7 protein-coding genes are annotated in these 12462 nt (G+C 42.9%); all 7 read left to right on the forward strand.

The annotated features are described in order from the left end of the window. The first annotated feature begins 60 nt into the window (after nucleotides 1-60). Nucleotides 61-423, forward strand: coding sequence for a 50S ribosomal protein L7/L12 (gene rplL / locus I6F10_RS15890; RefSeq protein ID WP_002958882.1), 363 nt, complete (start codon nucleotides 61-63; stop codon nucleotides 421-423). A gap of 271 nt (nucleotides 424-694) precedes the next feature. Then, nucleotides 695-4720, forward strand: a complete 4026-nt coding sequence (gene rpoB / locus I6F10_RS15895; protein ID WP_197099117.1) for a DNA-directed RNA polymerase subunit beta — start codon at nucleotides 695-697, stop codon at nucleotides 4718-4720. A 104-nt stretch (nucleotides 4721-4824) separates the two neighbouring features. Further along, complete coding sequence (gene rpoC, locus I6F10_RS15900) at nucleotides 4825-9000, forward strand: DNA-directed RNA polymerase subunit beta' (RefSeq protein WP_165743938.1); 4176 nt, start codon at nucleotides 4825-4827, stop codon at nucleotides 8998-9000. Between the two features lie 194 nt (nucleotides 9001-9194). Continuing rightward, on the forward strand, nucleotides 9195-9569 hold the full coding sequence (gene rpsL / locus I6F10_RS15905; protein ID WP_002958885.1) for a 30S ribosomal protein S12: 375 nt from the start codon (nucleotides 9195-9197) through the stop codon (nucleotides 9567-9569). 97 nt (nucleotides 9570-9666) lie between these two features. Beyond that, complete coding sequence (gene rpsG / locus I6F10_RS15910; RefSeq protein WP_010555004.1) at nucleotides 9667-10137, forward strand: 30S ribosomal protein S7; 471 nt, start codon at nucleotides 9667-9669, stop codon at nucleotides 10135-10137. A 27-nt stretch (nucleotides 10138-10164) separates the two neighbouring features. After that, nucleotides 10165-12279, forward strand: a complete 2115-nt coding sequence (gene fusA, locus I6F10_RS15915) for an elongation factor G (RefSeq protein ID WP_197099118.1) — start codon at nucleotides 10165-10167, stop codon at nucleotides 12277-12279. A gap of 62 nt (nucleotides 12280-12341) precedes the next feature. Continuing rightward, on the forward strand, nucleotides 12342-12462 hold a 121-nt coding region (locus tag I6F10_RS15920), incomplete at its 3' end, for a GTP-binding protein (RefSeq protein WP_021031985.1).

Consider the following 12462-nt stretch of genomic DNA (forward strand, 5'->3'; position numbering starts at 1 on the left):
CTCACTTTCGGTGTAAAATTTATTTGGACTTAATGTCCGTTAATTATTAGGAAATTTGTAATGTCTGTATCTAAAGACCAAATCCTTGACGCAATTGCTGAAATGTCAGTAATGGACGTTGTTGCTCTTATCGAAGCAATGGAAGAAAAATTCGGCGTAACTGCTGCAGCTGCAATGGTAGCTGGTCCAGCTGCTGAAGCTGCTGAAGAGAAAACAGAATTTGACGTAATCCTTACTGGCGCTGGCGCTAACAAGGTTTCTGCAATCAAAGCTGTTCGTAGCGCAACTGGCCTTGGCCTTAAAGAAGCGAAAGCTCTTGTTGAAGCTGCTCCTACACCTGTTAAAGAAGGTGTATCTAAAGAAGAAGCTGAAGCACTTGCAAAAGATCTTACTGAAGCTGGTGCTGAAGTTGAGGTTAAGTAATTTAGCTTTTGCTAAGTTCGCTGCCTGAGAAATCAGGCAAGGGCTGGTGATTATTTAATCACCGGCCTTTTTGCGCTATAGAGTGATGCACTCTTTTAGTTCAAATAAAATCTGATTTTTTCTTTACTTTCAACGCTTTATAGTTTGCTAGTGTTAAAGTGGGATCTAATTAGAACAACAGTTAAATGTTGTAAAATCTTGGCATAGCTGCCAGTTAAGTCTGTTCTTACAAGAACAGGTCGGGTCAAAGATCAGCAAGCTGAGGAACCCCATGGCTTACTCTTATTCTGAAAAGAAACGTATCCGTAAGGATTTTGGTAAACGTCCACAAGTTTTGGATATACCTTTTTTACTGTCTACACAGTTAGAATCGTTTAAAAAATTCTTAGTGCCGGACGCTGATGGCGATCATGGTTTGGAAGCTGCCTTCCGTTCTGTGTTCCCTATTAAAAGCTACTCGGGAAATTCTGAGCTTCAATACGTAAGTTACCGTATTGGTGAGCCAGTTTTCGATGTAAAAGAATGTCAAATTCGCGGTGTGACTTATTCTGCTCCACTTCGCGTGAAACTGCGTCTTGTTGTTATGGACAAAGAAGCACCAGGCACAGTTAAAGACATTAAAGAGCAAGAAGTTTACATGGGCGAAATTCCGCTCATGACAGATACCGGTACTTTTGTAATCAATGGTACAGAGCGTGTTATCGTTTCTCAGCTACACCGTAGCCCTGGTGTATTCTTTGATAACGACCGCGGTAAAACCCATTCATCGGGTAAAGTATTATATAACGCACGCGTTATACCTTACCGTGGTTCATGGTTAGACTTCGAATTTGATGCAAAAGATAACTTATATGTACGTATTGACCGCCGTCGTAAATTACCGGCGTCTATCATCCTACGTGCACTAGAGTATTCTAGCGAAGAAATCCTAGATATGTTCTTCGATAACACTACGTTTGAAGTAACGAATGGTAAAGTTCTTATGGAACTTGTACCTTCGCGTTTACGTGGTGAAACTGCCGCTTTTGATATCAAGAGCGAAGACGGTGAAGTATTTGTTGAAAGCGGTCGTCGTGTTACGGCTCGCCACATCAAGAGCATCGAGAAGAAAGGCATTAAGCAATTAGAAGTACCACATGAGTACATCATTGGCCGTATTGTAGCTAAAAACTATGTTGATGAGTCAACTGGTGAAGTTATTGCAAATGCAAATGACGAGCTAACTCTAGAGCTAATGGCTGAATTGGTTAAAGCCGGTCACACTAAAATTGATACGTTATATATCAATGAAGTGGACAGCGGTGCTTACATGTCAAATACATTGAACATTGACTCTTCAAGCAGCCGTTTAGAAGCACTAGTAGAAATTTACCGCATGATGCGCCCAGGCGAGCCACCGACGAAAGACGCGGCTGAAGCCTTATTCCAGAACTTGTTCTTCTCTGAAGAGCGTTATGACTTATCTACTGTAGGTCGTATGAAGTTCAATAGCCGTGTTGGTTACGATACAGACACAGGCCCAGGCACATTAAGCAAAGAAGACATCGTGTCTGTTATGAAAGTATTAATTGCTATTCGTAACGGTCAAGGCGATGTTGATGATATCGATCACTTAGGCAACCGTCGTATACGTAGTGTTGGCGAAATGGCTGAGAACCAATTCCGTGTTGGTCTAGTACGTGTTGAACGTGCTGTACGTGAGCGTTTAAGCTTAGGTGACCTTGACGCGATAATGCCACAAGATCTTATTAACGCTAAGCCTATTTCGGCAGCGGTTAAAGAGTTCTTCGGCTCGTCTCAGTTATCACAGTTTATGGACCAAAATAACCCACTATCAGAAGTTACGCATAAACGTCGTATCTCTGCATTAGGTCCGGGCGGTCTAACTCGTGAACGCGCAGGCTTTGAAGTACGTGACGTTCACGTAACTCACTATGGTCGCGTATGTCCAATCGAGACTCCTGAGGGTCCAAACATCGGTCTAATTAACTCGTTGTCTACGTACGCACGTACAAATGACTACGGTTTCTTAGAAACACCTTACCGCAAAGTGGTAGATGGTGTTGTAACTGATGAAGTTGATTACTTATCAGCCATTGAAGAAGGTCAGTTTGTTATCGCACAGGCGAACTCAAACTTAACTGAAACCAATGAGTTTGTTGATGAACTTATTCCATGTCGTCACAAAGGTGAATCTACCTTTATGGGTCGCATGGACCAGCAGTATATGGATGTATCACCACAACAGGTGATCTCTGTAGCGGCAGCACTTATCCCGTTCCTAGAACACGATGATGCTAACCGTGCATTGATGGGTTCAAACATGCAACGTCAAGCAGTACCAACATTGAAAGCGGATAAACCGTTAGTAGGTACTGGTATTGAGTTAACACTAGCGAAAGACTCTGGTGTAACTATCGTTGCTAAACGTGGTGGTGAAGTAATGTATGCTGACGCAAGTCGCATCGTTGTAAATGTACATGAAGAAGAACGCATCCCTGGTGAAGCGGGCATCGACATCTACAACTTAACCAAATACACACGTTCTAACCAAAATACATGTATTAACCAAAAACCAACTTGTATGGTTGGCGAACCGGTTTCTCGTGGTGATGTGTTAGCAGATGGTCCTTCGACTGACTTAGGTGACTTAGCCCTTGGTCAAAACCTTCGCGTGGCATTCATGCCATGGAACGGTTACAACTTCGAAGATTCAATCTTGTTATCAGAGCGCGTAGTTGAAGAAGATCGTCTAACGACTATCCATATTCAAGAACTACAGTGTGTTGCCCGTGATACTAAATTAGGTCCTGAAGAGATCACTGCAGATATCCCGAATGTGGGTGAGTCTGCGCTAGGCAAGCTTGATGAATCAGGCGTTGTATATATTGGTGCTGAAGTTAAAGGCGGCGATATCCTAGTAGGTAAAGTGACTCCTAAAGGCGAGACACAGCTTACACCTGAAGAGAAGCTACTACGTGCTATCTTCGGCGAAAAAGCGTCTGACGTTAAAGACAGCTCTTTACGTGTACCAAACTCTGTAACTGGTACTGTAATTGACGTGCAAGTTTTCACCCGTGATGGTGTTGAAAAAGATAAACGTGCGTTAGAAGTTGAAGATATGCAGCTTCGCGAAGCGAAGAAAGACTTCAACGAAGAGTTCCGTATTTTAGAAGCAGGCGTTTTAGACCGTGCACGCAAGCTACTTATAGCTGCTGGTTTTGATGAAGAAAAACTTGCATCTCTTAATGCTGAAAAAGTACTTACGCAAAGCCTTGCTGAAGAAGACAAGCAAGCTGAGCTTGAGCAACTAGCTGCACAGTACGATGAGCTTAAAGCTGAATACGATAAAAAGTTTGAAAACAAACGTCGTAAAATTACCCAAGGTGATGATTTAGCACCAGGCGTACTTAAGATTGTTAAAGTATACCTAGCTGTTAAACGTCGTATCCAACCGGGTGATAAAATGGCGGGTCGTCACGGTAACAAAGGTGTTATCTCGACTATCGTACCAGTAGAAGATATGCCTTACGATGACAAAGGTCGTACGGTAGATATCGTATTGAATCCACTAGGTGTACCATCGCGTATGAACATCGGTCAGATCCTTGAAACACATATGGGTCTTGCTGCACGTGGTATCGGTGAACGTATTGAAGAGATGATGAAAGAACAACGTGAGCTTCATGAGCTGCGTGAATTCATCAAGCAAGCTTACGAAATTGGTGAATCTCGCCAAGTTGTAGACATTGCTAGCTTCACTGATGACGAAATTCGTCGTCTAGCTGAAAACTTAAAAGGTGGTTTACCAATAGCTACTCCTGCATTTGATGGCGCGAAAGAAAGCGAAATCAAAGACATGCTTGAGCTTGGTGGATATCCTCGAAGTGGTCAGGTTACACTTTATGATGGCCGTACTGGCGATCAGTTTGAACGTCAAGTAACTGTTGGTTACATGTATATGCTTAAACTTAACCACTTGGTTGACGATAAGATGCACGCACGTTCTACTGGTTCTTACAGCCTTGTTACTCAGCAGCCGCTGGGTGGTAAAGCACAGTTCGGTGGCCAGCGTTTTGGTGAGATGGAAGTATGGGCACTTGAAGCTTACGGTGCTGCTTACACTCTACAAGAAATGCTAACAGTGAAATCGGATGACGTGAACGGTCGTACTAAGATGTATAAAAACATCGTTGATGGTAACCATAAAATGGAACCAGGTATGCCAGAATCGTTCAACGTATTGTTGAAAGAAATCCGCTCACTGGGTATCAACATCGAGTTGGAAGAAAATTAAGCCAATTAGATGCTGCAGTTAACGCTGCAGCATCTGTTACGGCTGAATAGAATGTAGGGACGAGACTATCCGTCCTCAAGATTAACTCCGACAGGAGAGCTAAGGTGAAAGACTTACTTAAGTTTCTGAAGCAACAAAATAAGACCGAAGAATTCGATGCAATTCGCATTGGTCTTGCTTCACCAGACATGGTTCGTTCATGGTCATACGGTGAAGTAAAGAAACCTGAGACTATTAACTACCGTACTTTCAAGCCTGAGCGCGACGGCTTATTCTGTGCCCGTATTTTCGGCCCAGTGAAAGATTATGAGTGTTTATGTGGTAAATATAAACGCCTTAAACACCGTGGTGTGATCTGTGAAAAGTGTGGCGTTGAAGTAACACTCACTAAAGTGCGACGCGATCGTATGGGTCATATCGACCTTGCGAGCCCAGTTGCACATATATGGTTTTTAAAATCATTACCGTCACGTATTGGCTTAATGCTAGATATGACGCTTCGTGATATTGAACGTGTTCTTTACTTCGAATCATTCGTAGTAACTGAGCCTGGTATGACAACGCTTGAGCGTGGTCAACTATTAGGTGAAGAAGAATACTTAGATTCACTAGAAGAGCACGGTGATGAATTTGAAGCGAAGATGGGTGCTGAAGCAGTTTTAGACTTGCTTCGTGAACTTGATCTTGCTCAATTAATTGCTGAGATGCGTGAAGAGTTACCAACAATTAACTCTGAAACTAAGCGTAAAAAAATCACTAAACGTCTTAAGTTAATGGAATCGTTCCACCAATCAGGTAATAACCCTGAGTGGATGATCATGACAGTACTTCCAGTATTGCCACCAGATCTACGCCCATTAGTACCATTAGACGGTGGTCGTTTTGCGACATCTGATCTAAATGACCTTTACCGTCGTGTTATTAACCGTAATAACCGTCTTAAGCGTCTACTAGATTTAGCAGCACCAGACATTATTGTACGCAACGAAAAACGTATGTTACAAGAAGCGGTAGATGCGCTACTTGATAACGGTCGTCGTGGTCGTGCAATTACAGGTTCTAACAAACGTCCTCTTAAATCTCTTGCTGATATGATCAAGGGTAAGCAAGGTCGTTTCCGTCAGAATCTACTTGGTAAGCGTGTAGATTATTCAGGCCGTTCTGTTATCACAGTAGGTCCTACACTTAAGCTTCACCAATGTGGTCTTCCTAAGAAGATGGCACTTGAGCTATTCAAACCATTTATCTATGGTAAATTAGAGCGTCGCGGCATGGCTACGACAATCAAAGCAGCTAAGAAGATGGTTGAACGTGAAGTTCCGGAAGTATGGGATGTACTTGACGAAGTAATTCGTGAACATCCAGTATTACTTAACCGTGCACCAACACTTCACCGTTTGGGTATCCAAGCGTTTGAGCCTGTGCTTATCGAAGGTAAAGCGATCCATTTGCATCCATTAGTATGTGCGGCGTACAACGCCGATTTCGATGGTGACCAAATGGCGGTACACGTACCGTTAACAATCGAAGCGCAGCTTGAAGCTCGTGCATTGATGATGTCAACAAACAACATTCTATCTCCTGCGAATGGTGAGCCAATCATCGTTCCTTCACAGGATGTTGTATTGGGTCTTTATTACATGACTCGTGACCGCATTAACGCTAAAGGCGAAGGCGCGATATTTAAAGATCCAAAAGAAGCAGAAAAAGCATACCGCAGTGGCAATGCTGACCTTCACGCAATCGTGAAAGTACGTATTAGCCAATCAGTTAAAAACGAAGACGGCATAGTAGAAGACACTGTTACTGTAATCGATACAACTGTTGGTCGTGCAATTCTATCTTTAATTTTACCTAAAGGTATGCCGTTTGAGTCAATCAACCAAGCATTAGGTAAAAAGCAGATTTCTAGCTTATTGAATGAATGTTACCGTCGTCTAGGTCTTAAAGACACTGTTGTTTTTGCTGACCAAGTTATGTACACCGGTTTCCATTATGCAATGAAATCAGGTGTTTCTATCGGTATTGATGACTTAGTTATCCCACCGGTTAAAGCACAGATCATTGAATCAGCTGAAGCTGAAGTTACTGAAATCAACCAACAATTCCAATCAGGTCTTGTAACGGCTGGTGAAAAGTACAATAAAGTTATCGATATCTGGTCACGTGTAAACGAAAACTTGTCACGTGAGATGATGGCTAACTTGTCAAAAGACACAGTTATTAATGCTAAAGGTGAAGAAGTAGAGCAACCGTCATTTAACTCAGTGTTTATGATGGCCGACTCAGGTGCTCGTGGTAGTGCTGCACAGATTCGTCAGTTGGCGGGTATGCGTGGTCTAATGGCACGTCCAGATGGTTCAATCATCGAGACGCCAATCACAGCTAACTTCCGTGAAGGTCTAAACGTACTTCAGTACTTCATCTCAACGCATGGTGCGCGTAAAGGTCTTGCCGATACTGCACTTAAAACAGCTAACTCGGGTTACCTAACGCGTCGTCTAGTAGACGTTGCACAAGATTTGGTAATCAACGAAGATGATTGTGGCACAGAAGATGGCTTAACAATGAAACCGCTTATTGAAGGTGGTGATGTTGTAGAAGCACTTCGTGAACGTGTTCTTGGTCGTGTTGTTGCTGAAGATATTGTAATTCCAGGTACTAATACTGTACTTGTTGAGCGTAATATCATGCTTGACGAAAAACTGTGTGACCTTTTAGAAGAGCACTCAGTGGATGAAGTTCGCGTACGTTCTGTTATCACATGTGATAACGACTTTGGTGTATGTGCTAAGTGTTATGGTCGTGACCTTGCACGTGGTCATATCATCAACGCGGGTGAATCAGTAGGTGTTATCGCGGCGCAGTCAATCGGTGAGCCGGGTACACAGCTTACGATGCGTACATTCCACATCGGTGGTGCGGCATCAAGAGCGTCAGCTGAAAATAATGTACAAGTTAAAACTAACGGTACATTAAAACTTCATAACGCTAAATATGTATTAAATACAGATGGTAAGATTGTTATTACCTCACGTTCTACTGAGATCACTATCATTGATAGCTATGGTCGTGAAAAAGAACGTTATAAAGTACCTTACGGTGCGGTATTAACAGTGCAAGACAATGCTGAAGTTCAAGGTAACGACATCGTTGCTACTTGGGACCCGCATAGTCACCCAATCGTTCTTGAGCATAAGTCAAAAGTATCGTTTAGCGACATCGATGACTCAAATACTGAAGCACAGACTGATGAACTAACAGGTTTAACCCGTGTAGTTGTTAAAGATCTTGCTAAAGTAAATACTAAAGAACCTAAGCTTATCATTGAAAGTGAAGAGCGCGGTCTGCAAGAAACACGTCTTCCTTCATTCACTACGATTGAAGTTATTGACGGCGTTACAGCAAACCCTGGTGACGTGTTAGCACGTATACCACAAGAAGGTTCGAAAACTCGTGATATCACGGGTGGTCTACCACGCGTAGCCGACTTATTTGAAGCGCGTAAACCTAAAGAGCCAGCTATCTTAGCTGAGATCACAGGTACTATTAGCTTCGGTAAAGAGACTAAAGGTAAGAAACGTTTAGTTATTACTCCAGCTGAAGGTGATCATTACGAAGAAATGATTCCTAAGTGGCGTCAACTTAACGTGTTTGAAGGTGAGCAAGTGTCTAAAGGTGAAGTTATCGCCGATGGTCCTGAATCGCCGCATGACATCTTACGCCTACGTGGTGTGACTCATGTTGCTAACTACATCGTTAACGAAGTGCAAGAGGTTTACCGTTTGCAAGGCGTTAAGATCAATGACAAGCACATTGAAACAATTATCCGTCAGATGATTCGTAAATGTACCATTATACACGGCGGTGATACTGACTTCTTAGCCGGTGAACAAATCGAAGTGGCGCGCGTTAATATCGCAAACCGTGACCTTGAAAAACAAGGTAAGATACCAGCTAAGTTTGAAATCCAGTTAATGGGTATCACAAAAGCATCACTAGCAACAGAATCTTTCATCTCTGCAGCGTCTTTCCAAGAGACAACACGTGTTCTTACAGATGCGGCAGTGAATGGTAAGAGCGATGAGCTTCGCGGTCTTAAAGAAAACGTAATTGTGGGTCGTTTGATCCCAGCCGGTACCGGTTTTGCGTATCATCAAGAACGTATGGCTCGCCGTAAACAAAGCAAAGTAGTAGTAGAAGAGCAAACAGTAAGTGCAGAAGAGGCGACTCAAGCACTTACAGACGCTCTAAATGCTGATTTGTCTGGAAATCAATAAACTGTTCTTAATCAATAGATTAAGTGATCGTAAGGCAGTTATATGCTGTCTTACGATTAGTTTAGGTTGACAGGTTAAACTTTGCTCATTAAAATTCCGCCACCCATTTACTTGTGTGCTTAATGCAGGCTCGTAAATAAAGGGCGGATTTTTTATTTTTTTCAGTAGTAATTTTAATTTCAGGAGCTATTTAAATGGCAACTATTAACCAGCTAGTGCGTAAGCCACGCCGTAGCAAGGTTACGAAAAGTAACTCAGCTGCACTAAAAGCGTGTCCGCAAAAGCGCGGTGTATGTACTCGCGTATATACAACTACACCTAAGAAACCAAACTCGGCGTTACGTAAAGTAGCACGTGTACGTTTAACTAACGGTTTCGAAGTAACTTCATACATTGGCGGTGAAGGTCATAACCTTCAAGAGCATAGTGTAATCCTAATCCGTGGTGGTCGTGTTAAAGATTTACCAGGTGTGCGTTTTCACACTGTTCGTGGTGCACTTGACTGTGCAGGCGTTAGCGATCGTCGTCAAGCTCGTTCTAAATACGGTGCAAAACGCCCTAAAGGGTAATTGTATTCCGTTAGTAAGGCCAAGCACTAAATATTTATAATTATTGTTTTGGGTGATTGACTCGAAAGAGCAAACCTGAATAAACCGGAGATACAAAATGCCTAGAAGACGCGTAATCGGTCAACGTAAAATTCTTCCAGATCCTAAGTTCGGATCGGAACTTCTTGCTAAATTCGTTAACATCGTGATGTTAGACGGCAAGAAATCTACTGCTGAAAAAATTGTTTATGGTGCGCTAGACGTGGCTGCTGAGAAATCAGGCAAGTCGCACCTAGAAATCTTTGAAACTGCACTTGATAACATCCGCCCACAGGTAGAAGTTAAATCTCGCCGTGTTGGTGGTTCAACTTATCAAGTACCAGTTGAAGTACGTCCAGTTCGTCGTAACGCATTAGGTATGCGTTGGTTAGTAGACGCTGCACGTAAGCGTGGCGAAAAATCTATGGGCTTACGTTTAGCTCAAGAAATCGTTGACGCTTCTGATAATAAAGGCACTGCGGTTAAGAAACGTGAAGACGTTCACCGTATGGCTGAAGCGAATAAAGCATTCGCTCATTACCGTTGGTAATCTGTCTTTAACCTTTAAGAGGATCATATGGCACGTACAACTCCACTTGAGCGCTATCGTAATATAGGTATTGTTGCTCACGTAGATGCAGGCAAAACCACCACAACAGAACGTGTTCTGTTCTACACAGGTCTTTCTCATAAGATCGGTGAAGTACATGATGGCGCTGCAACTATGGATTGGATGGAGCAGGAACAAGAGCGTGGTATCACAATCACTTCTGCTGCAACAACGTGTTTTTGGAAAGGGATGGACGCTCAATTTGACGCCCATCGTATCAATATTATTGATACTCCAGGACACGTAGATTTCACTATCGAAGTAGAGCGTTCTTTACGCGTATTAGATGGTGCGGTAGTTGTTCTTTGTGCTTCATCTGGTGTACAGCCGCAAACTGAGACAGTTTGGCGTCAAGCGAACAAATACGAAGTTCCGAGAATGATCTTCGTAAATAAAATGGATCGCACGGGCGCAGACTTCTTAGCAGTGGTCAGCCAGGTGAAATCTCGTCTTGGAGCAACGCCTGTTCCAATTCAGTTGCCTGTAGGCGCTGAGGACGACTTTAAAGGTGTTATTGACCTTATAAAAATGAAAGTGATTAACTGGAACGAAGCGGACCAGGGTATGACTTTCTCTTATGAGGCAATACCGGCAGAACTTCTGGAATTAGCTGAAGAATGGCGCGCTCATTTAGTTGAAAGCGCTGCTGAAGCAACAGAAGAACTAATGGATAAATACTTAGAAGGTGAAGAGTTAAGTGAAGCAGAAATTAAAAATGCTTTACGCCAACGAACATTAGCAAATGAGATTGTTCCAGTTACTTGTGGTAGCGCATTTAAAAACAAAGGCGTTCAAGCTGTGCTTGATGGCGTTGTTGAATATATGCCGTCACCAGAGCAAGTGAAACATATCCAAGGTATCTTAGAGAATGGTACTGAGGAAGAACGTCCAGCTAATGATAAAGCGCCGTTTGCTGCACTCGCATTTAAGATTGCAACAGACCCGTTCGTTGGAACCTTGACCTTTTTCCGTGTTTACTCTGGTACTGTTAAACAGGGTGACACGGTATATAATCCAGTAAAAAGTAAGCGTGAGCGACTTGGCCGTATCGTACAGATGCATTCAAACTCTCGTGAAGAGATCAAAGAAGTTTTCGCAGGCGACATCGCGGCAGCTATTGGTCTTAAAGACGTAACAACAGGTGAAACACTGTGTGATCCGAATTCTATTATTACGCTTGAGCGTATGGAATTCCCAGAACCAGTAATCTCTATTGCGGTTGAGCCCCGCACTATAGCTGACCAAGATAAGATGGGTATCGCACTAGGTAAACTAGCTGCTGAAGATCCTTCTTTTCGCGTACAAACTGACGAAGAATCAGGCCAGGTTATAATCTCTGGCATGGGTGAACTTCACCTAGATATCATCGTCGACCGTATGAAACGTGAATTCAGTGTTGAATGTAACGTTGGTAAGCCGCAGGTCTCATACCGAGAAGCTATTCGTTCAACTGTTAAGGTTGAAGGGAAGTTTATACGTCAGTCAGGTGGTCGTGGCCAATATGGACACGTTTGGATTAAACTTGAACCGATGGATATTACGGATGATGAGTCACCAATTTACGAGTTCGTTAACGAAACCGTAGGTGGTTCAGTTCCTAAAGAATTCGTTCCTGCGGTAGACAAAGGTATCCAAGAGCAAATGTCTCAAGGTGTACTGGCAGGCTACCCATTACTTGGCGTTAAAGCGACTTTATATGATGGTTCATTCCATGATGTAGATTCGAATGAAATGGCATTTAAAATAGCAGGTTCACTGGCAATGAAAAACGGGGCGCTTGAAGCTAACCCTGTACTTTTAGAGCCAGTAATGAAGGTTGAAGTACTCACTCCTGATTCAAATATGGGTGATGTAGTTGGCGACTTAAACCGTCGCCGCGGCATAATCGAAGGCATGGAAGATGCATTAGGTGGACTTAAGCAAATTAATGCGCAAGTTCCTCTTTCTGAAATGTTTGGTTATGCAACTGCTTTACGATCTGCAACACAGGGCCGTGCCTCATACTCTATGGAGTTTGTGAAGTACGCTGAAGCCTCTAAAAATGTCGCAGATACAATAATTTCAGCTCGCGCTGTTATATAATTTTAGCTTGTCTGGCTCAATAGTGAGTCAGGCTTTAATTTCTTTATTAGGAATTTTTTAAGATGGCAAAAGAAAAGTTTGAACGCGTAAAACCGCACGTAAACGTTGGTACAATCGGCCACGTTGACCACGGTAAAACTACACTAACTGCAGCAATCACTAACGTACTTGCAAAAGTATACG

The sequence above is a fragment of the Pseudoalteromonas sp. SWYJZ98 genome, assembly GCF_015864495.1.
Taxonomy (GTDB): domain Bacteria; phylum Pseudomonadota; class Gammaproteobacteria; order Enterobacterales; family Alteromonadaceae; genus Pseudoalteromonas; species Pseudoalteromonas distincta.

Coding starts and splice junctions, on each gene's coding strand:
- rplL (WP_002958882.1), top strand. CDS start 61: ATGTCTGTATCTAAAGACCAAATCCTTGACGCAATTGCTGAAATGTCA.
- rpoB (WP_197099117.1), top strand. CDS start 695: ATGGCTTACTCTTATTCTGAAAAGAAACGTATCCGTAAGGATTTTGGT.
- rpsL (WP_002958885.1), top strand. CDS start 9,195: ATGGCAACTATTAACCAGCTAGTGCGTAAGCCACGCCGTAGCAAGGTT.
- rpsG (WP_010555004.1), top strand. CDS start 9,667: ATGCCTAGAAGACGCGTAATCGGTCAACGTAAAATTCTTCCAGATCCT.
- fusA (WP_197099118.1), top strand. CDS start 10,165: ATGGCACGTACAACTCCACTTGAGCGCTATCGTAATATAGGTATTGTT.